The organism is Pseudomonas sp. SAS7 (genome assembly GCF_052112345.1).
Taxonomy (GTDB): domain Bacteria; phylum Pseudomonadota; class Gammaproteobacteria; order Pseudomonadales; family Pseudomonadaceae; genus Aquipseudomonas; species Aquipseudomonas putida_Q.
In genome coordinates this window covers 131,192-151,880 of sequence record NZ_JBEGGO010000016.1, presented here as the reverse complement: position 1 = coordinate 151,880, position 20,689 = coordinate 131,192, and the positions used below count along the sequence as shown (strand labels likewise).

Below are 20,689 nucleotides of genomic sequence, written 5' to 3'. Positions count from 1 at the left end.
CGTTCCTGTGATCGACGGCTAGCGTTCAATGGGGCGACCTTCCAGCAAAGGTTCTTGGCTTCCGAAATACTCGGGAGTACCGGTCAGGACACCTTTGAACTTGGTAAGTGGCTCACCAACACGGACGCCCTGGCCGTCGATGCTCAGTTCGCGAATCGCATCTTCGTGGGCACCACCACGGTTTTTCAGGACAGAGATCGATTTGCGCAGACGACCTTGAGCTTCGAAAAAACGTATCAGGATCACAGTGTCGGCAATGTAGGAGATGTTGAGGCTGGTCGTCATCGTGCCGATCAGTCCGCTCTGCGCGTTGATCAGGAAGGTTGCCACGCCATGCTGGGCGAGATAAGAAAGCATCTCGTGCATCTGCAGGATCAGTTGCTGCTCCTGTGGCATCGCGGCCAAGTAGCCGTTCAGGCTATCGATGACGATCATGCGGACATTGTGGGCCTCTACCTCAGTGCGAACTCGCCATGAAAACTCGCCTGGCGAAATCTCGGCGGGGTTAATTTGCTCCACATTCAATAGTCCGCTGGCGATGTATTTTTGAAGAGGGAAGCCCATGGCCTCGGCCCTTCTTAACAGTGTGCCGACTCGCTCATCAAACTCGTAGACAGTGCAGTATTCACCGCGCTCACATGCCGCAGCGACATAAGCAAACGCCACTGTGGTTTTGCCCGACCCAGCCGGGCCGGTGATCATCGTGCTTGTGCCTCTAAGGGGGCCTCCAGAGAGCAGCCGGTCAAGCTCCTCCACGCCACTGGCCACCGGCTCAAGCTGGAAGTCTGAGTGTTGACCCGCCGCCATCATCCGAGGAAAGACGTGCAAGCCTCCCTTTACGATCACGAAGTCGTGATAGCCAGCGATAAAGTCAACCCCCCTGAGCTTCTGAACCTGCAACCGCCTACGGGCAGCGCCGAAATCAAGCGTCAGGCGTTCTAGCGTGATCACGCCATGGCAGATGCTATGCAGATGATTGTCATGTTCACCATAGGACGTGGTCAGATCGTCTACCAACAGGACGGTGATATTCCGTCCTGCAAAATACTGTTTCAGCGCCAGTACCTGGCGGCGGTATCGAAGAGGGTCTTGTGCAAGCAGCCTCATTTCGGAAAGGCTATCAAACACAACTCGGGTGGGCTTCGACTGCTCTACGCGCTGCTGGATGAGCTTGATAGTGTTTCCGAGCTCAGCCTCCCACGGATGCAGGATGGTCTGTTCAGCGGCCTCTCCAAATATCTCGTCCGTTTGGGACAGCTCAAACACCTCAATGCCGTCCAGACTCCACCCATGCGACTCGGCAACACTCTCCAGCTCATCCGCAGTCTCAGAGAGGGTGACGTATAGAACCGACTCTTGGTTGGTCACACCATTCAACAGGAACTGAAGGCCCAGCGTGGTCTTGCCCGCTCCCGGCGTTCCCTCTAACAAATAGAGTCTGTGCGCAGGCAGTCCGTCTTTCAGGATTAGATCTAAACCCGGGTTGCCAACGGACAGTGCTGCGGACGTGTGATGGGGCATTCATCTCATTCCTGGTGGGTAGCCATGATTGGAGCATTGGGAGGCAAGACTGCCAGCGTATCAGCTGAATCTAGCAGATGCGCCTTCACTGCCAGCGGGCTTTGCGCTGCAGAGTCGAGTGATACTGCGCCGTCAATGATGATTCATTGATCCCGTGGTGCCATCAAAGGTTCACCAGCACGGAGCTTTAAGGTTCTCCACCTTGGAAGGCGCTTGGCTATCGGGTCTCTCGTTAAAGCTATCGGAGAAAGTAAGCCGAACCCAATTTTAAATACGAGCGCAGTCAGGATCGGAAGAAGTGGGCCTGCCAGCGGCGAGTCTGACATCAGTTGCCTCTGCACAGCTCTAGTGAAGTAGCCGGCATCGGATAGGGGGATGGTGGTGGCATCCTACTGGCCGCCACCTAGGTGAGCCCACTCGCTGTAGGCCGATTTCAAAATCTGGGGCAGGCGAGGCAACTCACGCCGGATTTCGCCCAAGGCCTCAGGACTTCGAATCCACTCCGTCAGCCACGCGATCATCATGGGTCGAGTTGTGGGGCAGGGGCCTACTTGCTGTTCAACCTCGTCGGCGATATGGACAAGTAGTTCAAGGTGCGCGTCCAATTCGGCAATTTGATTTGCCATAGGTGTCTACCCTCTTCAACTGCAGAGAATCGCTGGCCTCGCTGATGGATCTACTTCGATCTCAGCAAGTTCGCGTCCTCTGCTCGCTGCCCAAGCCATTGCCCGCTTAGTCGTCTCGCCGGGCCGTTTGGCGTATGCCTCCTCGATCCTGGCCAGGCCTGACCGTTCATAGATCCCTATGAAAAGCTGCGTGTCGCCGGTACGGGAAAGCCTGACCTGGATGTCAAGCCGTGCTCCGCCGGCGAGTTCCTCTTCGTGAGATTGGTGCTTCAAGGTCGGATCTGCCCAAGCCCAAAATACTGCACCGCGATGTCGCATCCATGCCTCCTAATTAGATCTCCGTTAGGTCAGCCTAGTCCGTTTCGTCTGTACGGGAGCTTTCAATCATCTCGGGACATTTCAAGCCCAGTCCAGTACGAGTTGCCTTGATGCTTTCGCAGGGTGGGACTAATACTAAAGAACTGCTACGAAGAGGGATGGTCATGAACGCACGCTTTGTTGTAATCCCCGCCATGCCCCATGAGAGAGAGCATTTCCCTCGCCGTATAGGTGTCCCGGCTGCCATCGGTGCTGGCTATGACCTCTACGATACCCACGGCAAAACACGACTGGCCTTCAACTACCCGACCTGGGCGGAAGCGGAGTACGAATGTGCGAGTCGTTATCGTCAGGTAGGTGTTGTCGGGGGTTGTCTTGTAGGTCATGGGTGAGGGCTCGCGACCTTACATGCTGGGTGACGGAAAAGCCCTCTGCTAGTCGGAAGAACGCCATGCACGTAGACCATTCAGCCCAGCCTGGCATACCAGATCAACCCCGCTATCAGCAGATCTCGTGTTGAGTGTTCTTACGCCACCCCCGCAAATTCATGCCACACAGACAGACTTGCAGAATGATCAAAGCCCAAGCTTCTGCTTGCCAGCCCCATGCGGCCCACAAGAAATTGCTCGCGATGAAGCAGCAGAAACCAATCTTTCTTCTGTCTGGACGGCGGGAGCCGATGCACCAGGCTGCCAATACGGTCATCACCATGGCAGGCCATTCAAGTAACCCGATCCAATACTCCATGAAACCCTACCCAGCTACATTTTTGATGACTGAAGATGGATGCCTACCAGCTTCGTGAGTGCTGACAGGCAATGGTCTCGTCATGCAGCCCGCTGCTCACCCTTGAGCATTTTTTTCTGGGTCTCCATGGTCTGCCCAAGCTCCTCCAGAATCTCTTTACTCAGTAGTTTCTTGGCAGTGGGGAAGAGCTCGCCTTCTTCTTCCTCGATGTGATGCTCCAGCAGCTCTTTCATGACCTTGGCTCGACCGGCAAATTCAACAGTGCCGGTTTCGGTGTGGAAGAGGTCAGGGATGACAAGGGAGTCGACAGTTCTATGCTCTTCCTTGGCCTCGTAGTACATCTTCGCTTCCTCCTTGCCACCGGCTTCCTTGATGGCCGGATACAGGATTTCCTCCTCAAGCGCTGTGTGAATCTGTAATTCTTGCTCGATTTTTTGCAGGAGCTCGGCCCGTCTTTTCACTGCTCGTTCTGTTGTGGCCGACAGTTCCTCGAGCAGCTTCTTCACCTGCTTGTGGTCTTGTATCAGTAAGTCGATAGCGTTCATGGCGTTACCTCATCACGGATTGGATGTAAAAACTTGCCTCTGGTTGAGTAGCCGCCAAGCGGCGCGGTTCAACGCAGATGATGTCTGGCGTCATCGTTCAGGATGGAAGCCCCCGATGGCCATTGCGGCTTTGAGGGCTGCCAAGTGAGTCAGGCCCTGCGGAAGGTTGCCCAGATACTGTCCAGCTTGCGGGTCGATCATCTCCGAGTAGATGCCTACCCCGTGTGATAGCCCTTTTAAAGCGCCTAGATAGGCGGCTTTGGCGCGTTCCTGGTGACCGAGAATGGCCCAGGCTTCGATTAACCAGAATGTGCAGGCCAAGAAGCATCCTTCCTCTTCCTGTGCACCGGTGTAGCGATAGTGAAAAGCGCCGCCCCCCAGATCCTGATCAATGGCGTCCAGCGTGCTGCGTAGACGCTCCTTGCTCGGGTAGCCGAATCTGACGGCCAGTGCCAGTGAAGCGTCAAGTCGGTCGCTATCTGGATAGAACAGGTAGGCTTGGCGCTCCTCGCTCCAGCAGTGCCCTTCGATCCATGCCTGGATGCGCTGCCGCTCGCGATCCCAGCGTTCCCGGCAGGTGGTGGGAAGATGGCCACCATCTGCCAGTTCGATGGCTCGGCTCAATGCTTGCCAGCAACTGATCTTGGACATCGTGTAGTGCTGCTTTTCCGGCAACTCCCAGATACCGGCATCCTGCTGACGCCAACAGTCGGCGCATTGGTCGGCAAGGCCTGAGAGGAGCATGGCGCTCGTGGAATCAAGAATGTTACCGCTGTCGATGAAGCAGCGCGCTGTTTCAAAGATATCGCCGAACACCCCGTGCTGGAGTTGGTCGCGGGCATCATTGCCGACGACTGGAGGGGAGTTTTTGTAGCCAGGCAGATCGACCGGGCGCACCCAATCACCGATTGCACCGTCCAGGGTATAAAACACCCGTGGCCCATGTTCATCCAACCGGCGCAGTAGCCAGGTAAATGCAGCCTTTGCCTCTGGCTGAGCGCCGATGCCCAGAAACGCCTCGATGGTGTAGCCGGCATCGCGTATCCAGGCGAAGCGGTAGTCGTAGTTCTTACTGCCGCCAATCCGTTCGGGAAGGGATGAGGTCGCTGCCGCCATGATCGAGCCGCTTGGAGAGGACAGCAGAAGCTTGAGGGCCAGCGCATTTCGGACTACTTGGGTCTTGTACGGGCCGTCGTAGACCAGCCCCTTCGACCACTGGCACCACTCCCGATGCGAGCCTTCGATGCGTTCATCGATCAAGGCCAATGGGGGTACGACCAGGGGCTCATCTCGTCCTGCGATGATTGCGACCACTGAGCGTTGTCCAGCTGCAAGGCTTAGGACAGCACGGACGCCCATGTCGTCTTTGCGTTCGATGTGCACATGATGGTCATGCAGGAACATGCCGAGTATTCGCCCCGCATGAAAAACGCAGGCATTGTCATTCGGCGCCACGTAGGGGCTTACCGTGTCGGCTTGGGTTCCGAAGTCGATGGCTAACTCGAAATCGACCGTGCCCTCGACACATTCGATGCGCCTGGCGAGTTCGGCCCAAGGCAGGCGTCCGGCTGGCCCGCTGTTCAAGGATTCCGTCAGCCGGGCACGACCCTGACTGGTGATGAAAATTGTCTCGAGGACGTTGCTGTCTGCTAAGTAGCGGCGCTCAGCAACGAAGGGCTCGCTAGGGGTAATGGAAAAGAAGCCTCCTGTTTCAGGGGCCAGCAGCTTGTCGAATAGGGGGGGTGAATCCATGTGCGGCACACACCACCAGTCGATGGAACCGTCCAGGCCAATCAGTGCCACGGAACGTCCATCGCCGAGTGCACCATACTGCTCCAGGGGCAACCATCCACCCTCATCTCGCTGAGGTGCACCCTGTTGAGCTTCTACCGGTTCTCTTTCCATCAGTATGCCTTCGAGATCACGTGTTCTGATTCCGACAGGGCTATCTGGCGTCTGGTTCGTCTTATGTGAGCACTGCGTAAATAGAGGGAATTTAGAATTGGTATGGATATCTCATGTAAAGCGAGACACAAGGGAGCTTCGTTGCCTCGTATTTACCCTGCAGGGAACAAGAACAAAAGGGGGCTTACATGAGTTGTCTGATTTGCGCTGGGCAAGCTGAGTCCGTTGAATGCACCGGTGGCTGGGAAGAGCGACGCTGTTCTCAATGTGGCTGTTACCGAATGTCCCAGGCGCTCATCCTGGTGATGATGGGCGAGGGTCAGATTTTTGATACCGAGCGGATGCGGGCCTGGCTGGTATCTCGGCGCGAACTGATGCCCATCCCTACCATCGACCATAGCCAGGCGATATTGGCACTCTAAACGGACGTGGGATCTACCACTGGCAGCCTTGTGTCTTACTCAGCAGGTATGATCGAAATCTTTCCATTGCGTTCGACGATGGCGAATTTCACCTGCTCAATTTTTTCGATGCCTTGGCTGTCTCGTGCTGACTCGAGGATATCGTCCTCCGTGAGGCGCGCCCGGCGCATCCGGTGGTGAAGAAACCGCCCATTCTCAACAACCAGGGTAGCGTGCCCGTCCAGAAACCGGGCCAAGGGCTTGGAGTTCAGCTTCGCGAGTGAAAGGCCGACGTCCAGAACGATCAGCGTGGCGATCACCAGCATGGCATTGGTAAATGAAAAATCGTCACCCAGAAGCGCCTGCTGAGTGGCTTCCCCGATGATCAGCAACAACACGAAGTCGAAGGTTGTCAAATCGGCCAGCGAGCGCCGCCCGGCCACGCGAAACAGCAGCATGAGGGCGACATACATTCCGGCTGCGCGGAGGATCGAATCCATGACGCACTCCTAGGGGTAAAGGAATGTGGAGAAGTGAACGGCGCTTTCAGGGCCAGCCCTGACTCTGCCCTCCAGAGTGCCTACGTGCTCACTTCGAAGGGTCAAGTACAAGGTGGCGACCCCATCTTGCTTAGTACCCAATTGGAACAGCATGGCTTGGCCATTCGACATCGACCGTTGCGGCTCCGGTTGCAACGTCTCGATACTGGCATCACGGAGCAATGATCCCTCGAGTTGCACCTCCACCGGCTGACCAGGGATACCTTGAACGGTGATGAAAAGGCTGTCTGTCGTGCCGCATCGGCTGAGGCGCTGGTACTCAACCCTTACTCGGCCATCCTGGCTCACCACCTCGGCATCGCTCAACGGGCCATTACCGAACAGCCCTGCCAGGGCAAGCAGTACGATGGCCACGAGCACGTACCACCCCACGCGCTCGAAGCGCCATACGCGCTGCTGCATCGATATATCTTCTTGAACAGGGTAGCGCCTGGATACCAGTTCATCTTCCGACATGATCACAGCCCTCAGGCGCGCTCGCCGCGTAACCAGCGCTGGTGATAGTGGGAAAGCCGGGTCAACCCGAACAGGGCGCCTTGTCGCATAACTTCAGACCTCTCACCGAAGAAACGCTGAGTGCGCGTGAAAACAGCAATTGGCTCGCCGGCGAAAGCCCACGCAAAGCACATCGTTCCCGGTGGTATCCCGGATTCGGGGGCCGGCCCGGCTACCCCGGTGGTGGCGATCACCACGTTCGCATCGCTGTCTCTCAAGGCGCCCAAGGCCATTTCCCAGGCTACTGCTTCGCTGGTCAGGCCATATCGTTCGATGGTTTTGGCGCTGACGCCCAGCAAGCGCTTCTTGGCGCTGGGCGAGTAGACGACATAGCCGCTTTCCAGCACCTCTCCGGTACCCGGTACCGCCGCCAACAAAGCCACAAGGCAGCCCGCAGTGCACGATTCTGCTGTGCTCAAAATCAGTTTGTTGTTTTTGAGATAGCCGAGGGCGGCCAGTACAGGGTCGTTTTCCATTTCAGAGTCGACTCGCTTGTTTTGCGGTGGACGCGATGCTGGGGTATTTGGTTCATCGCCTCTAATGCCCGGCTATCTGGAGAAGTGAACCTGACCTGAACTTTGCCTCGTACATTGGCTTCTTTTTATTCAAAGTCAAGGGTAGGAGAGCAAGATGAAGAAAGAGAGCGATGGGCAAAAGGCAGGTGTGCAGACTCGGCCGCATGGGGAAGAGGAGCGAGACAACGATGCCCATCGTCCGGATGGATCCACCGGTACATCCCATGACTCGACAGCGCAAAAAACGGCCCGTGATCACGATCAGCACAAGCGATGAAAGTGCCACGCAAAAGAGGGTGAGGCTCGCCAGCACGGCGAGCCTCTGTTCGCTAAAGGATCGGTTTGCCGCCAGTCACGGCGTAACGTGACCCACTGATGTAACTGGCCTCGTCGGAGCCCAGCAGCACGTAAATCGGAGCGACCTCCACCGGTTGTCCGGGACGACCCAGTGGTGTTTTGGAACCAAAGTGTGTGACCGCTTCCTTTGGCATAGTGGAAGGAATCAGAGGCGTCCAGATAGGCCCTGGCGCAACGCTGTTGACCCTAATGCCTTTTTTGCCTAGCAACTGAGCCAAGCCAGCAGTGAAGTTGGCGATGGCCCCCTTGGTCGTGGCATAAGCCAGCAGGCTGGGGGATGGATCGTCGGAATTGACCGAGCTCGTATTGATGATTGAACTGCCCTTGGGCATGGAAGGCAGCGCCGCCTGGCAAATCCGGAAGATGGCGGTGATGTTGGTATCGAAGGTTTTCACCCATTCATCATCGTCGATCTCTTCCAAGGTCTCGTGGGACATCTGGAACGCCGCGTTGTTGACCAGGATGTCGATACGCCCGAACTGGCTAACGGTCTTTTCAACGATATCGTAGCAGTGCTGTTTCTGCGCCAGGTCTCCGGGCAACAACAGCCATTCGCGGCCTGCGGACTCAACCCAGCGCGCGGTTTCTTGGGCGTCTTCATGCTCATTCAGATAAGCGATGGCGACGTCGGCTCCTTCACGGGCATAGGCAATCGCTACTGCCCGCCCGATGCCGCTGTCTGCCCCGGTGATGAGTGCAATCTTGCCTTCGAGTCGATTGTGGCCGGTATACGACTGCTCACCACAATCCGGGTAGGGCTCCATCTTGCGCTGTGAGCCAGGGACATTTTGAGGCTGCGAAGGGAAGGGTGGGGTAGGGAAGTCTCGCATGGTAGAAGCTCCTGCAGTTGAGAACGTTCACACCGGTTCGAAAGGCCTGGCCCCGGCGTGTTGGTTTCAATCTGCCCTTGGTACGACGAGCGGTGCGGGATATCAATCCAATTGAATTCCATGCCCCATCGCCTGTTCTACCGAATTCAGCTCCAAGCTCATCTCGTAGCTCGGAGCCCAATTTCCGGAGTAGCGAGTGCCTCGAATCATTACCCCAACGACCCCTGAGCACGAAATCAGCGAGCACAATGCCAGGATGTTTGGCTCCCCCAAGGAGCGTCTGGATTTTTACCGGCGTGAGATCCAGTACGAAACAAGCATCCTGGCCAACCGCACGGATGCCTACCTGGCGGCTCAGTCATTCCTGGTCATCGCTTTTGTCTCCTCCATGGGGAACCTCAATCAAGGATGGGGCGAGATGTTCACCTTAATCGTACCCGCGTTCCTCGCCTTGCTTGGGGTACTGAGCTCGCTCAACGCCTGGCCTGGCATCCGGGCGGCGTACAACATCATCGATCACTGGCAGCTCAAGCAGAGCCACCTGCTGCGCAGCGAGCCGTTGATGGGCCTTGCTTACGACGAATCGCCGCTGTTCTGTGAGGTGGAAACCTCGCGTGCAGGGCATCGAAAGTCATTGCTGTTCTCGCTACGCACGCCGTGGATCTTTCTGGTGTTCTGGGTCTTATTGGGTAGCTATTCGGTGTACATCCAGCTGGCCTGAACTCGTTTGCGTGCAAACATGGAGGTAACGTTTTGAAGACTGAGACATTACTGACCGAGCTCCTCAACGCCCGTGGGCCGGGCGGACAAGAAGATGAGGTGCGAGACATTTGCCTGCGAGAGCTCAGCCGTTTCTGTGAGGAGGCCCATATTGACCCTGCCGGCAATGTGGTGGGGGTGATTCGCGGGGGCCGCGCTTGTAGCCCAGAGGAAGCCATACGCGTTATGGCCCATCTCGATGAGATCGCGATGATCGTCAAAAATGTGCTGGAGAACGGCACCCTGGAGGTGCTTGCTCTAGGTGGTTCACAACCGATCAGTTTCGGCGTCTGCCCTGTCGATATTCTGGGCGATGAACACATCCTGCCGGGTGTTTTGTCTTACGGTTCAATGCACAACAGCGGTCGGACTTCGAATGGAAGAGACGTGCTGGCAGGTAATGTTCAGTGGAAAGATGTCTACATCGTCACGCGCAAGAGCAAGTCGGAACTCCAGGAGCTTGGTGTTCGGCCTGGTACTCGAGTCGTGCTCAGTCAGCACTGGCGTAAGCCCTTCAAGGTACATGACTGTATTGCCGCTCACTTCCTCGACGACCGAGCTCCGCTGAGCGCTGTCATTCTCTGCGCAAAGCTGCTGAATGAACGGCGAGAAAAACTGAAGCAGGACGTCTGGTTCGTGCTTACGACGCTGGAGGAAGAGTCGAATGCCGGCGCTATGTACGCAGCTTCCCGGTTGCCCGGCGACACCACAATCGCCGTCGAGGTCGGCCCTGTACTTGAGGAGTATGGGACGGAGCTTTCGGTCAACCCGATCATCAATACCGGTGACCAGAAGGGGTACTACAGCCGAGCCGTGGTGCAGGGCCTAGTAGCTGCTGGGCGAAAGGTAGGTTATGAGCCTCAGACGGCATTGCTCGTTGATTTTGCGTCGGATGCAAGCGCTGCTATGAGCGCCGGGATTGATGCAAGGGCTGGCTGCATTGCGATTCCGACGGAGAATACACATGGCTTCGAGATGGTGCATTTGGAAGGAATTACCGCCTGCGCTTAGACCTTGGTCGAATTCCTTGCGGGCGCTCAGGAAGAGGAACGGCTACCAGCATTCTAGAAATCCCCTACCACTTACCATCCCGATGGAATTTTTTCGTGGCTGGTTTGCTCAATAGCGCATGAACTGGGAGGGAATTCAGGTGGTGGGACAGCAACTGTATGTCATTGAGTACGCGCTTCACGGTGAGCCTCGGACATTCATTATTCGTTTGGAGAAAATGGATAACGCCGTTGCCTGGCACTGGGCCAGTTGTGATGCCGGCATTGGCATCATTCCGAGATTCAGCCAGCAGAAGATTAAGCTAGTCAGCCGCCCGATGGCTGAGCGTTACGGCGTCGCTAAGGTGAAGTGGCGGCTGGCTGGCGAGGGCCCCGAGTTCGTTCCACAGCCTATCGATGTCGGCAGTTTCTCAGGGGCTACCGAAGGTGCCTGAAGAGGGAAGATAGCAAAGATGACGGCCAATCCATGGCGTGTTCAGATGATTGCTGGCCAGCCATCAGAGTGCGAGGTTTTCCGATGCGAACATTCGAGAAAAACCTTTCCGCAGCCCAATTGCTGAGGCTCAACTGTCTGGCGGCATGGTACCGGGTGCTGGAAAGCAGAACTTTACGAATGGAATCGCCTGACGACTATCACGAGGAGTTGCTTCGCCAGGCCGATGAAATGGATCGCAAAGGGGTGATCTCTTGGCGGGAGTGGCGCGATCTTCGCCTGGAAGCTGATGCTGCTTACCTCAGAGCTGTCGCAGGGGACGACTATCCCTCAAGAACTGGATCTACGTAGTGTAGTAGGCATGGACGTGGTCTGACGAGACGCTCCGTCCATACCCAGCTGCAACTGCTGCCTTTCTATTTTTTCCTGCGTCGTGAACTGGCGATTGTTAAACCTGCGATAATTCCAAGCGCAGCTGCGCCGATTAACAGCGGCGTTTTATCCTTTGGTTTCCTCCACCCTCCGTCGATACTTCTTCTGTCACTTGGAGGCTCAAACAGGTTGCCTGGTGATGTTTCGGCTAAGGGGCTGCGATTTATTCCCCACCGCGTCACCCACCCAGACAACAAAGACAATCTTGGTACTAGGTAGCTGGCCAAGTGTGCGAGGCGAGCAGCAGTGCCGACCGTTGTATGAGCGCGAGGGGAGATAGCACAGGCCACCATTGCCTTGGCTACCCGTTCGGGGTCGTAGATGGGGCCTGGCGGTGTCAACGTATGTCCAGTGTAGTTGCCACCGTCTCGGAAGCCGGGTGTATCCATGACTGCTGGATAGATGTCGCACACATGAATGTCTGGAAACTGAGTCAGCTCTCCTCGCAGCGCCTCGGTCAATCCACGCAAGCCGAACTTGCTCGCCGAATAAGCCGCTGCGTAGGGCTGGGCTACCCAGCTGCCCAGCGACAGGGTGTTAATCAGAATGCCGCTACCTTGCGCTTTGAAGAAGGGAAGTGCGACGTGGGCGCCTCGCAGGTATCCGATCAGATCGGTCTGGATGACCTGTTCGTGAGCTTCCAGTGGGGTATCCTCGAAGTTTCCGACTGCCCCAACCCCGGCGTTGTTGACCCAGATATCTATCCGTCCATGTCCAAAGTCTGCAGCCTGAGCGGCCAGCGCTTGAACCTGGTCACTGCGGGTGACGTCGGTCGTGATCGCTATGGCATCCGTACCACAATCGGTGCATTCATCCAGGACGTCGAATAACGCTTCTTCATCGCGGGCCGCGAGCACCAAGCGTGCACCTTTACAGGCAAAGGCGTGCGCGGCGGCGCGGCCTATGCCACTGGATGCCCCTGTGATGACCACGACTTTGCCCCGCAGCGGCCCGCTCACGGGATATCCATTGCGTTGCGCATCTTGCTCTGTGCCATTGCTACGGTGATCGAGCGGGGCGATGATTTCGTCGGCCTCGACCAAAGAGAGCTCAAGGGCGGTGCCATCGACCAGGGTCAAGGTCAGGCCTTCGACCGTACCTGCCTCTTTGTTTGGATACATGGGTTCACCTTCAGCATCCAGGCTGTCATAAATGAAGCGTGTTCCTTCGAGCCATCCCACGGCGGTGAGAAGCTCAGGGCCTAGATAATACTTTCCGTCTTGGAAGAACCCTGAAAACTGATGCGCTCGCTCCACGTTTTCCACACGGTAGCGTTCACCTGATTTCATACCTGTCGCTTGATCGACCATTTTGGAAACCCCTGTAGGTGCAGCCCAGAAATGTCAGCCCTTGCTGTGCTCGTCGGAAGTCGGCCCAGTCCCCCGTTTGATGCCTCGCGGGCCAGCAACCCCCCATATGCCCAGACCAACGAGGGGTAGTGCCACGATCAGGAGGGCCCAGGCCGCTTTGACGGCATCCGTTTTGTCGCTCCGGAACACGCTGACGATGGCCCACAGGTCGATGAGTAGTAGAATCGCCGCGACGGCAATCCAGAAATAGTTGGCGAGATCGTTCATGACCTTTACCCCTCTATACGTAGTCAGGGCCCAGCGTCCCTGATGCCGCCCCTGGAACAAGGATCACCTTGCGACAGTTGTCCTCTTTCTGATCGAACATCTTGTAGCCCATGGCTGCCTCCTCTAAGGCAAGGCGGTGGGTGACGATCAGCTCGGGCTGGAGGCGTCCGGCTTCTATATGTTCGAGCAGTTCGGGAAGGTACTTTTGAACATGGGTCTGACCCATCTTGAAAGTCAGGCCTTTATCGAAGGCGTCACCGAACATGAAGCCGTGAATGAATCCCGCATAGACACCGGGCACGCTGACAACCCCGCCACGACGAACTGCAGCAATGCTCTGGCGCAGCGCCTTACCACTGCTGCCTTCGATCTTCAGCGCCGTCATCACGGTTTCCGTGGTGCTGCCTTTGGCTTCAAAACCCACCGCATCAATGACCGCGTCTACGCCGCGCATGCCGGGTGTCTGACGAATGATGCTGTCGGCAGGATCGTCATCGTTTTCGAAGTTGATGGGGATGACGCCATAGGCTTCCTGGGCGTAGACCAGCCGGTAGTCGTTGTCATCCACCATGAAGACGGTGTGAGCGCCCAGCATCCGTGCGCAGGCGGCGCTCAGTAGACCCACTGGCCCCGCGCCGTAGATCGCTACCGATGAACCTTGGCCGATCTCGGCATTGATGACGGCTTGCCAAGCGGTGGGAAGGATGTCGGAGAGAAACAGCACTTTGTCGTCGGCTAGGGTGGTGGGCACTTTGAACGGCCCGACGTTACCTTTGGGTACTCTGACATAGTCGGCTTGGCCTCCAGGGATGCCGCCATACAGATGGCTGTAGCCGAACAACGCTGCACCTGGTGGAATGCCTTTTTTGTTGATGATCGATCCGCGACCGGTATTGGTGGTCTCGCAGGCAGCAAACAGATCGTGCTCGCAGAAGAAGCAACTACCGCAGGCAATCACAAATGGGATCACAACGCGGTCGCCAATCTGAAGGTTCTTAACGTCTCTGCCGACGTCCTCCACAATGCCCATGAACTCGTGGCCGAAGATATCGCCGTGCTCTGTCTGTGGAATCTTACCTCGATAGAGGTGGAGATCGGATCCGCAGATTGCGGTGGCGGTCACCCTCAGGATGATGTCGTCCGGCTCCATGATGATGGGATCTGGGACGGTATCGACCCTGACATCGTTAGCGCCGTGGTAAGTAAGTGCTCGCATGGTGCGTACTCCAGCTAGATAAAGGTCAGAGGGTATGCAGGGGAAGCCAAGGCCGATATCAAAGTTCAGAGAAACTGATTCAGTGGTTAACTGAGGCGCGCTAATCATTTGGGTGAAGTTATTTGAATTAATTTATAAAACTTAACTTGAACTTTTTCTTCTTTTCCTTTCGTCCTGAAAACCTGTGGTGCGTTAGCACGTAAAGGGTGCAGCTTGCTCCCACCCAAAGAGGGCGCGCATTTATTTGAGCGCTTGATCAGCCGCGAGGAGAAAAGACCATGTTTATTCACAATAAGCGCTTGCAATATACCGTGCGCGTTGCTCAGCCAAATCCTGGCCTTGCCAACTTGCTTTTGGAGCAGTTCGGCGGCGCTCAGGGTGAGCTGGCCGCTGCCAGTCGATACTTCACCCAGGCCCTGGCCGAGGATGACCCAGGCCGCAAAGACCTGCTGATGGACATCGCCACTGAAGAGCTGAGCCACCTGGAGATTGTAGGCTCGATCATCGTGATGCTTAACAAGGGCGCCAAGGGTCGACTTGCTGAGGGGGTCGAAGAGGAGGGAGAGCTGTACCGAGCAATCAATGGCGCCGGTAACGATTCCCACATTACCAGCATCCTCTACGGCGCCGGCGCTCCGCTTACCAACTCGGCAGGGGTGCCCTGGAGTGCGGCCTATGTGGACACCATCGGTGAACCGACAGCTGATTTTCGCTCCAACATCGCTGCCGAAGCGCGGGCGAAGATCGTGTACGAGCGCCTGATGAACGTGACGGACGACCCAGGCGTGAAAGAGGCGCTGGGTTTCTTGATGACGCGAGAAATCGCACACCAGCTTTCTTTCGAAAAAGCACTGCACGCCATCCAGCCTAACTTCCCTCAGGGCAAGCTCCCTGGCATGCCGGAGTTCACCAACAAATATTTCAACATGTCGGGTGAACCGAATGTGCGCGGCCCTTGGAATGAAGGCGAGGAATGGGAATACGTCGAGAACCCCTCGGCTGCCGTTGATGGCGGAGATGGCACTGCTTCGGTGGAACTGGCCGCGCCTGATCTGGCGGTTCTGGAAGCTATGAAACTGCGAACGATGTCCGATCCAGACAGTAATCCGGTCACCGGCGCGGATCTCGGCTCGGGCTTGGTCAACGGTAAAGATGACTGACTGAAGGTGGCCCTATGAGCACGTCGAGAAAGAGAGTTAAGGCTCAGGCCGGCATCGGCTTCGAGCATTTGATGAGCGCGGCGGTGGCAGAGTTTGAGGCCGACTCGCGCCTGGCTTGCCGAGCGATGCGAGTAAAGATGGCCATAGGCATGTTCGGCGTTGGCTCCCTGCTGCCCAACGATCTGCCCTCAAAGCTTCCTGTTGAGTCCTTACACGAGAGTCTGGTTAGCCACACCCTGCAGTGAAATCGATTTTCACACCCAAGGAGAATGACGATGGTTGCTCGCAAAACAGTTGAAGACCTGTTCATCCATGAGCTATCGGACGTGTACAGCGCTGAGAAGCAGATCACTAAAGCATTGCCGCGCCTGGCTCGGGCAGCTACCAATCCGCTGTTGGCTGATGCGTTCACCTCCCACCTGGCGGAAACACAGGGGCAGATAGAGCGGATTGACCAGCTAGTGGATTCTGCTGGATTGAAACTCAAGCGGATGAAGTGCGTAGCCATGGAGGGTCTGGTTGAGGAAAGCAAAGAGCTGCTGGATGAAATCGAGAAGGGGGCAGTGCTCGATGCGGCGCTTATCGGGGCGTGCCAGAAGGTTGAGCATTACGAGATCGCCAGCTACGGCACCCTAATTGCGATGGCCAAGCACCTGGGTATGAAAGAGGCGGCCTCGCTGTTGGCGGACACGCTTGCAGAAGAAAAAGCCGCTGACGAGAAGCTATCCGCGATTGCCGAAGAAGGCGGCAATCAAGCAGCGACACTGGAGAAGTGAGTCTGTGGAGCCCGGCGTTCGCCGGGCTACCCTACAGGCGCTGTGCGCGTGTCTGATGCTCGGCCTGAAGACATGCGTTCCACGAGCCTGTCCAGGGCTTGGGGCCGCGCTGAGTCATACGCTGGGCTCTGGTATAGCCAGAAAAGTGAGATTCCGCCACCGAGTTCAGATGGTCAATTAAAAGGACAGCTGGGCGAAAACAGGCACCGTGATATCCAACACCTTCTCAGACGGAGAAGGAAAGTTGTACAAGAAAAATAAGTTGTATCGGAAATCAGGCCAGTTGTCCGATACCCATATTTGTCCCCGCTACAGTCATTGAAGCGCTGTCGTGTTTTGCTATGGTTAGGTTTCCGTATAAGACTAAAGTCGTAGGAGGACGGCATGCGTATTCGTAGTGATGTTTTTTGGGATTGGGCGGATCCAGTGCTTCATCATCGCACCCACGACGAGGAGCTCGATGACGGCACGACTATCGATGTCCAGGTCAGGCTCTCGCGCACAGGTCAGACACAAATGTTCATCGGCGTTTATGCAGGATGCGGAATGGCGCTGCATGAGGAAGCTTTCGAATCCCGCCCCGGCGAGTCGATGACCCGGGCATTAGCCTGGGGGGTTGGTCGAGCAAGGCGTCTGGCGACAGATCAGCGCCCTAACGTGAAACAAGTGGCCTAGCTACAGCCAGTATCCAGTGGCCGTTGGCTCCAGTGTCAGCGGCCACAACCTTCTCCTCTCAAAAGCCAAACCCATTCACCAGCGTTAGGTCAGCCATTTGCTGCTGAGTGATTTTCTGGATGTCGATTAGAATGGCGCAGCCAGGTCGGTCAGACCAAGTAATTGACTTGTCTAGTGAAATAAATATTGTTACTACTTGTCAGGTCGCGAATGGCGCAAGCTATTAATAAGTGATTCAACCTCTACTTTGATCGTCCTCAAACGGGCGTGCAGTTTTTCGATGGTGCTCCCGATTAAGTTAAGCTCCTCTTGATTATGTTCATTAATGCTTGCTAAGTCACGCAATCTCGAGCTACCGGAAATGGTGGTTTCTGAGATGCATAAAATTCTCTTCATATCCAGAAAAGGCGGGTGGTCTTTGATTCTGCAAAAGTCACGAAGGGGTAGGCCGAAACTCCAAAACTTTCTAATAATTTCTACACGTTCATCGTCGGTGTATCGCTTTGCTTACTCAGCGGCAAGAGGCTTGGTCGGCATATGGAGCATCCGGTGCTGAAGCTGAATAGTTGACAGTGATGAGCAAAAAGCGGCTCATGCTAGATCATCCAATGGAGCAGGACAGCGGCTAGGCCAACACCTATCAATGATCCTGTCAAAATAAGAAGGCATTCTAGTAGTGACGTATGATTGTCCATATTAGCTGCACTTCCGAAAATTCATAAGCCATGCAAATAAATACCAAGGCAGCTGCGATTGAAATGGCGCCATAGCAAATGTAGGTCTTGTCTGTGGATGGTAACATGCAGGCAATCTCCTTTTGAAATTCATTCCGTTCGCAGTATTGGAAATTGTTCGGAGGGGTTTCGCGATTCTGAGATCATCTTCTCGCACGCTGCCATGGCTAGCGATTTATCTGGAAAATTTCGTTTTATTCTAATTTTTTCTTGATTGTCGTAGATGTCGAAACCTCCCGAGCTAGTAGCGGCGTAGAACCTGGTTCCAATCTGGAATGACTCGTTTTCTATAGGGACTGCTGGAACGATAACGAATCTTGATTGCATTTTGCCATCCCCCCCTTGGAGTGGTAAGTAATAGCTAGCTTCATGGTTAGGCGCAAGGAAATTTATGTTTGATTGTTCATTGACTCAACGCTAACTGGGTGATGCGAGTATTTACTCTAATTAGCAGTCATTGGTAATTGACTCGCACATCCATTCTTAGCCTAATGAAAATCGTTAGCGCTACGTTTAGAAGCGGATCGCTCAGCGAATTTTCGATAATTATTCCCGGTTTACCAAACTGCACTCAGCCCGTCGGGAGCCAGTTATGGATTGGCTGATTCAGGCCTGCCGGATGTGTCCACTGGCGACCTGGTCTCGGGAGCAGAGCAAGCCCACAGAACGCTGCAGGCCAATGGAATGGATACGGATTTTAGGAAAGGTCGCATGAGATAGGCTCTGGCTGATGTCCAGAGTGGACAGCCTTGATCTATCGAATGAGCGGCCCAGGAGACGGGTGGACGACTCAAAAAATTGGCAAAAGAAAACCCGCTGCTAGGCGGGCTAATGGGAGCTTCTATCACACGTAGGGATAGGAAGAGTGTCGGCTAGGGGCTGTGAAAATTGGGTGAAAGAAAAGTCCCGAGCATGTCGTCGCTGATATTTCATAGCTCATGGCTCATTGGGAATATGCGACTGGCCTAGCATTGGGAAATGCGACGGGGTCTATCCGGGTAGATTTTGTGGGAAGGGCAGCAAGCGGAGCGCGCAGGCCAGGATGGGCCAGAGGCGTGAGGATGGAAGCCCGGAGGGCCGAAACCTGGCGACGCCAGGGTGCGGTTCACGACAGCCGTGCCCCGCAGGGGCCCGCTCGAGGCGCCGGCCATCTAATCCGCCCTGCGGTGGATTGACCTAGTGATGCCAAAACGCTTAACTGTACGAATATACAGTATAGGCGTTTTCGTCATGGTTACCATCCTCGGCCCACTTGAACCCAGCGGAGCAAAGCTCCCACTCTTTTCCTTTCATGTGCCAGCAGGCTTTCCCTCGCCAGCAGCCGACCACCTTGAGAAGCGTATCTCGCTTGATGAGCTGCTCGACGTCCGGGCCCCGCATATCTACTTGGTGCGCGTGGAAGGGGACAGCATGATCGGTGCCGGCATCTACCCCGGCGACCTTGTGATAGTCGACCGCTCCATCGAGGCTGAGCCTGGGCACATTGTGATCGCGGCTGTGAACTGCGAGCCGCTGTGCAAACGACTTGCCCGGGACGGCAGCCAAGTGGTGCTCAAATCCGAAAACCCGCGCTACCCGTCTCGATACCTTCTCGAGGGCGAAGAACTCCAGGTATGGGGTGTCGTGACCTACAGCGTGCGAAGCCATGACAAAGCCTGAGCGGGTCTTCGCCCTCATCGACTGCAACAGCTTCTACGCGAGCTGTGAGCGGGTATTCCGCCTCGATCTGCGCACCAAGCCCGTCGTCGTCCTGAGCAACAACGATGGCTGCGTTATAGCCAGGTCGGCGGATGCCAAGCCGTTCATCAAAATGGGCGAACCCTACTTCCAGATCAAAGACAAGCTCCGGAAGCATGGCATCGTGGCCTGCTCGTCCAACTACGAGTTGTACGGGGACATGTCCGAACGCGTCATGACTGTGATCGAGTCCATGGTGCCGGCAGCCGAGGTGTACAGCATCGACGAGGCCTTCGCTGAGCTCACCGGTATGTCTGGTGACTTGGAGCGGCTTGGGCGACAGATCCGGGCAGAGGTCTACCGCCGCACAGGTATCCCGGTCGGCGTCGGCATAGCTACGACAAAGACGCTGGCCAAGCTCGCTAACCATGCCGCTAAAAAGTGGCAGAGCCATACCGGTGGCGTAGTGGATCTACGAGACCAAACGAAGCGCGCCTGGGTACTCAAGAAATGCGAGGTCGGAGACGTCTGGGGCATTGGCCGTCGCATGTCCGCCCACCTGGCGGCTATCGATATTCGCACCGCCTGGGAGCTTGCCCACGCAGATGCCTGGTCGCTCAGAAAGCAGTTCAGCGTTGTCCTGGAGAAAACTGTTCGTGAGCTTGGTGGTACCACCTGCCTTGAGCTGGATGAGCCTGACCCGCCCAAAAAAGAGATCTGCTGCAGCCGCATGTTCGGCACCCGACTGACCGAGCTTGCCCCGATTAAAGCGGCCGTGGCCACCTACACGTCCCGTGCCGCTGAAAAGCTCCGCTCCCAGCAGTCGCTCTGCAAACGTCTACGGGTGAGCATCCGCACAGGTATGTTCAACCCGGACGAAGCGAAGTACGCCAACGGCGTCCTGGTCGAATTGCCATACCCAACGGACGACACGCGTTTGCTGACAAAGGCCGCGCAGGAGGGAGTGGAGCGGGTATTCCGTGAGGGTTTCCGCTACAGCAAGGCAGAGGTATTGCTGCTCGACCTCTGCCAGCCGAACGAGATCACGGGGGATCTATTTGCGGCTGCTCAGCTGGTGGCGACTGAGAAACTGATGGGCGTGCTGGATGCGGTGAACGGCAGATGGGGCAGGGGGACGATGCGCCTGGCGAGCGTGCCTGTGGATCCGAGCTGGGGTATGCGTCGGGAGATGATGAGTCAGAGCTTCACTACGCGGGTTGATGAGCTATGGACTGTTTACTGCAAGTGAATTCCGCCCCGCTCACAACGGGCTCACTCGGCTTCCAGTTGGTCGGCAATCTCCCTCATATCCCACTCTCGTAGCCGAACAGTCAAATGATTGCGTCGGCACCGTGCATATTATTGAAAACCGCCTACGCTGACGAAGGCCTATCGCCATCATATAATCCTCCCTGGCCAC

Annotated in this window: 25 protein-coding genes; 12 read left to right on the top strand and 13 right to left on the bottom strand. The window is 56.0% G+C overall.

The window, feature by feature from the left end:
• Window positions 1-18: 18 nt before the first annotated feature.
• From ABI582_RS23280 to ABI582_RS23270, 3 genes are all read right to left on the bottom strand, one after another.
• Complete coding sequence (locus tag ABI582_RS23280) at window positions 19-1,521, bottom strand: ATPase domain-containing protein (protein ID WP_442120408.1); 1,503 nt, start codon at window positions 1,519-1,521, stop codon at window positions 19-21.
• 641 nt (window positions 1,522-2,162) lie between these two features.
• Window positions 2,163-2,465, bottom strand: a complete 303-nt coding sequence (locus tag ABI582_RS23275) for a hypothetical protein (RefSeq protein ID WP_442120407.1) — start codon at window positions 2,463-2,465, stop codon at window positions 2,163-2,165.
• A gap of 501 nt (window positions 2,466-2,966) precedes the next feature.
• Window positions 2,967-3,176 carry a hypothetical protein gene (locus ABI582_RS23270; RefSeq protein ID WP_442120406.1) on the bottom strand — a complete coding sequence of 70 codons (210 nt, stop codon included), beginning with the start codon at window positions 3,174-3,176 and terminating at the stop codon, window positions 2,967-2,969.
• Between ABI582_RS23270 and ABI582_RS23265 the strand changes: the two genes are divergently transcribed.
• Window positions 3,088-3,270: a hypothetical protein gene (locus ABI582_RS23265; protein ID WP_442120405.1), complete on the top strand. Its 183-nt coding sequence runs from the start codon at window positions 3,088-3,090 to the stop codon at window positions 3,268-3,270. The two genes, ABI582_RS23270 and ABI582_RS23265, sit on opposite strands and share 89 nt — an antisense overlap.
• Window positions 3,271-3,292: 22 nt before the next feature.
• Here the strand turns inward: ABI582_RS23265 and ABI582_RS23260 are convergent, their stop codons facing one another.
• A complete protein-coding gene (locus tag ABI582_RS23260; RefSeq protein WP_442120404.1) occupies window positions 3,293-3,757 on the bottom strand; it encodes a hemerythrin domain-containing protein in 465 nt (154 codons plus the stop codon).
• A gap of 90 nt (window positions 3,758-3,847) precedes the next feature.
• Window positions 3,848-5,602: a glycoside hydrolase family 15 protein gene (locus tag ABI582_RS23255; RefSeq protein WP_442120419.1), complete on the bottom strand. Its 1,755-nt coding sequence runs from the start codon at window positions 5,600-5,602 to the stop codon at window positions 3,848-3,850.
• A 341-nt stretch (window positions 5,603-5,943) separates the two neighbouring features.
• On the opposite strand from ABI582_RS23255, the gene ABI582_RS23250 reads away from it, so the two are divergent.
• Window positions 5,944-6,084, top strand: coding sequence for a hypothetical protein (locus ABI582_RS23250; RefSeq protein ID WP_442120403.1), 141 nt, complete (start codon window positions 5,944-5,946; stop codon window positions 6,082-6,084).
• 35 nt (window positions 6,085-6,119) lie between these two features.
• Here ABI582_RS23250 and ABI582_RS23245 read toward each other — a convergent pair whose 3' ends face one another.
• The 4 genes from ABI582_RS23245 to ABI582_RS23230 all read right to left on the bottom strand — a co-directional run bounded on the left by ABI582_RS23245 (window position 6,120) and on the right by ABI582_RS23230 (window position 8,820).
• Window positions 6,120-6,563, bottom strand: coding sequence for a DUF421 domain-containing protein (locus ABI582_RS23245; protein WP_405124426.1), 444 nt, complete (start codon window positions 6,561-6,563; stop codon window positions 6,120-6,122).
• Window positions 6,564-6,572: 9 nt separating this feature from the next.
• Window positions 6,573-7,079, bottom strand: coding sequence for a hypothetical protein (locus ABI582_RS23240; protein ID WP_442120402.1), 507 nt, complete (start codon window positions 7,077-7,079; stop codon window positions 6,573-6,575).
• 11 nt (window positions 7,080-7,090) lie between these two features.
• Window positions 7,091-7,594 carry a CinA family protein gene (locus ABI582_RS23235; protein WP_442120401.1) on the bottom strand — a complete coding sequence of 168 codons (504 nt, stop codon included), beginning with the start codon at window positions 7,592-7,594 and terminating at the stop codon, window positions 7,091-7,093.
• Between the two features lie 368 nt (window positions 7,595-7,962).
• Entirely contained in the window at window positions 7,963-8,820 is an 858-nt protein-coding gene (locus ABI582_RS23230) for an SDR family oxidoreductase (RefSeq protein ID WP_442120400.1), read from the bottom strand.
• Between the two features lie 196 nt (window positions 8,821-9,016).
• On the opposite strand from ABI582_RS23230, the gene ABI582_RS23225 reads away from it, so the two are divergent.
• From ABI582_RS23225 to ABI582_RS23210, 4 genes are all read left to right on the top strand, one after another.
• Window positions 9,017-9,541 (top strand): hypothetical protein, encoded by a 525-nt coding sequence (locus ABI582_RS23225; RefSeq protein WP_442120399.1) that lies wholly within the window; start codon window positions 9,017-9,019, stop codon window positions 9,539-9,541.
• 32 nt (window positions 9,542-9,573) lie between these two features.
• Entirely contained in the window at window positions 9,574-10,590 is a 1,017-nt protein-coding gene (locus ABI582_RS23220) for a M42 family peptidase (RefSeq protein ID WP_442120398.1), read from the top strand.
• Window positions 10,591-10,729: 139 nt separating this feature from the next.
• The gene (locus ABI582_RS23215; protein ID WP_442120418.1) at window positions 10,730-11,023 is read left to right on the top strand and encodes a DUF6555 family protein; all 294 of its coding nucleotides are present in this window, start codon (window positions 10,730-10,732) and stop codon (window positions 11,021-11,023) included.
• Window positions 11,024-11,106: 83 nt separating this feature from the next.
• On the top strand, window positions 11,107-11,373 hold the full coding sequence (locus tag ABI582_RS23210; RefSeq protein WP_442120397.1) for a hypothetical protein: 267 nt from the start codon (window positions 11,107-11,109) through the stop codon (window positions 11,371-11,373).
• 65 nt (window positions 11,374-11,438) lie between these two features.
• On the opposite strand, the gene ABI582_RS23205 is transcribed toward ABI582_RS23210, so the two are convergent.
• The 3 genes from ABI582_RS23205 to ABI582_RS23195 are packed head-to-tail and all read right to left on the bottom strand — an operon-like array spanning window position 11,439 to window position 14,247.
• On the bottom strand, window positions 11,439-12,764 hold the full coding sequence (locus tag ABI582_RS23205; RefSeq protein ID WP_442120396.1) for an SDR family oxidoreductase: 1,326 nt from the start codon (window positions 12,762-12,764) through the stop codon (window positions 11,439-11,441).
• A gap of 33 nt (window positions 12,765-12,797) precedes the next feature.
• Window positions 12,798-13,031 carry a PLD nuclease N-terminal domain-containing protein gene (locus ABI582_RS23200; protein WP_442120395.1) on the bottom strand — a complete coding sequence of 78 codons (234 nt, stop codon included), beginning with the start codon at window positions 13,029-13,031 and terminating at the stop codon, window positions 12,798-12,800.
• A 13-nt stretch (window positions 13,032-13,044) separates the two neighbouring features.
• Complete coding sequence (locus ABI582_RS23195) at window positions 13,045-14,247, bottom strand: zinc-dependent alcohol dehydrogenase (protein ID WP_442120394.1); 1,203 nt, start codon at window positions 14,245-14,247, stop codon at window positions 13,045-13,047.
• A gap of 278 nt (window positions 14,248-14,525) precedes the next feature.
• On the opposite strand from ABI582_RS23195, the gene ABI582_RS23190 reads away from it, so the two are divergent.
• The 4 genes from ABI582_RS23190 (at window position 14,526) to ABI582_RS23175 (ending at window position 16,858) form a co-directional block, all read left to right on the top strand.
• Window positions 14,526-15,407 (top strand): manganese catalase family protein, encoded by an 882-nt coding sequence (locus ABI582_RS23190; protein ID WP_442120393.1) that lies wholly within the window; start codon window positions 14,526-14,528, stop codon window positions 15,405-15,407.
• 14 nt (window positions 15,408-15,421) lie between these two features.
• Complete coding sequence (locus ABI582_RS23185) at window positions 15,422-15,652, top strand: hypothetical protein (RefSeq protein WP_442120392.1); 231 nt, start codon at window positions 15,422-15,424, stop codon at window positions 15,650-15,652.
• Window positions 15,653-15,682: 30 nt separating this feature from the next.
• Entirely contained in the window at window positions 15,683-16,183 is a 501-nt protein-coding gene (locus tag ABI582_RS23180; RefSeq protein ID WP_442120391.1) for a YciE/YciF ferroxidase family protein, read from the top strand.
• Between the two features lie 384 nt (window positions 16,184-16,567).
• A complete protein-coding gene (locus tag ABI582_RS23175; protein ID WP_442120390.1) occupies window positions 16,568-16,858 on the top strand; it encodes a hypothetical protein in 291 nt (96 codons plus the stop codon).
• Window positions 16,859-17,682: 824 nt separating this feature from the next.
• Here the strand turns inward: ABI582_RS23175 and ABI582_RS23170 are convergent.
• Window positions 17,683-17,919, bottom strand: a complete 237-nt coding sequence (locus ABI582_RS23170; protein ID WP_442120389.1) for a hypothetical protein — start codon at window positions 17,917-17,919, stop codon at window positions 17,683-17,685.
• Window positions 17,920-18,822: 903 nt separating this feature from the next.
• Between ABI582_RS23170 and ABI582_RS23165 the strand changes: the two genes are divergently transcribed.
• Both ABI582_RS23165 and ABI582_RS23160 read left to right on the top strand, forming a co-directional pair.
• Window positions 18,823-19,251 carry a LexA family protein gene (locus ABI582_RS23165; protein WP_029886617.1) on the top strand — a complete coding sequence of 143 codons (429 nt, stop codon included), beginning with the start codon at window positions 18,823-18,825 and terminating at the stop codon, window positions 19,249-19,251.
• A complete protein-coding gene (locus ABI582_RS23160; RefSeq protein ID WP_442120388.1) occupies window positions 19,238-20,518 on the top strand; it encodes a Y-family DNA polymerase in 1,281 nt (426 codons plus the stop codon). The genes ABI582_RS23165 and ABI582_RS23160 overlap by 14 nt, the downstream gene beginning before the upstream one ends.
• The last annotated feature ends 171 nt before the right edge of the window (window positions 20,519-20,689 follow it).

Excerpts from the sequence above, each read along its gene's own strand:
- ABI582_RS23180 (WP_442120391.1), top strand. The coding sequence starts at position 15,683 with ATGGTTGCTCGCAAAACAGTTGAAGACCTGTTCATCCATGAGCTATCG.
- ABI582_RS23245 (WP_405124426.1), bottom strand. The coding sequence starts at position 6,563 with ATGGATTCGATCCTCCGCGCAGCCGGAATGTATGTCGCCCTCATGCTG.
- ABI582_RS23200 (WP_442120395.1), bottom strand. The coding sequence starts at position 13,031 with ATGAACGATCTCGCCAACTATTTCTGGATTGCCGTCGCGGCGATTCTA.
- ABI582_RS23230 (WP_442120400.1), bottom strand. The coding sequence starts at position 8,820 with ATGCGAGACTTCCCTACCCCACCCTTCCCTTCGCAGCCTCAAAATGTC.
- ABI582_RS23210 (WP_442120397.1), top strand. The coding sequence starts at position 11,107 with ATGCGAACATTCGAGAAAAACCTTTCCGCAGCCCAATTGCTGAGGCTC.
- ABI582_RS23280 (WP_442120408.1), bottom strand. The coding sequence starts at position 1,521 with ATGCCCCATCACACGTCCGCAGCACTGTCCGTTGGCAACCCGGGTTTA.
- ABI582_RS23185 (WP_442120392.1), top strand. The coding sequence starts at position 15,422 with ATGAGCACGTCGAGAAAGAGAGTTAAGGCTCAGGCCGGCATCGGCTTC.
- ABI582_RS23205 (WP_442120396.1), bottom strand. The coding sequence starts at position 12,764 with ATGGTCGATCAAGCGACAGGTATGAAATCAGGTGAACGCTACCGTGTG.
- ABI582_RS23275 (WP_442120407.1), bottom strand. The coding sequence starts at position 2,465 with ATGCGACATCGCGGTGCAGTATTTTGGGCTTGGGCAGATCCGACCTTG.
- ABI582_RS23240 (WP_442120402.1), bottom strand. The coding sequence starts at position 7,079 with ATGTCGGAAGATGAACTGGTATCCAGGCGCTACCCTGTTCAAGAAGAT.
- ABI582_RS23270 (WP_442120406.1), bottom strand. The coding sequence starts at position 3,176 with ATGGTGATGACCGTATTGGCAGCCTGGTGCATCGGCTCCCGCCGTCCA.
- ABI582_RS23170 (WP_442120389.1), bottom strand. The coding sequence starts at position 17,919 with ATGCAATCAAGATTCGTTATCGTTCCAGCAGTCCCTATAGAAAACGAG.
- ABI582_RS23250 (WP_442120403.1), top strand. The coding sequence starts at position 5,944 with ATGTCCCAGGCGCTCATCCTGGTGATGATGGGCGAGGGTCAGATTTTT.
- ABI582_RS23175 (WP_442120390.1), top strand. The coding sequence starts at position 16,568 with ATGCGTATTCGTAGTGATGTTTTTTGGGATTGGGCGGATCCAGTGCTT.
- ABI582_RS23260 (WP_442120404.1), bottom strand. The coding sequence starts at position 3,757 with ATGAACGCTATCGACTTACTGATACAAGACCACAAGCAGGTGAAGAAG.
- ABI582_RS23195 (WP_442120394.1), bottom strand. The coding sequence starts at position 14,247 with ATGCGAGCACTTACTTACCACGGCGCTAACGATGTCAGGGTCGATACC.
- ABI582_RS23235 (WP_442120401.1), bottom strand. The coding sequence starts at position 7,594 with ATGGAAAACGACCCTGTACTGGCCGCCCTCGGCTATCTCAAAAACAAC.
- ABI582_RS23165 (WP_029886617.1), top strand. The coding sequence starts at position 18,823 with ATGGTTACCATCCTCGGCCCACTTGAACCCAGCGGAGCAAAGCTCCCA.
- ABI582_RS23190 (WP_442120393.1), top strand. The coding sequence starts at position 14,526 with ATGTTTATTCACAATAAGCGCTTGCAATATACCGTGCGCGTTGCTCAG.
- ABI582_RS23160 (WP_442120388.1), top strand. The coding sequence starts at position 19,238 with ATGACAAAGCCTGAGCGGGTCTTCGCCCTCATCGACTGCAACAGCTTC.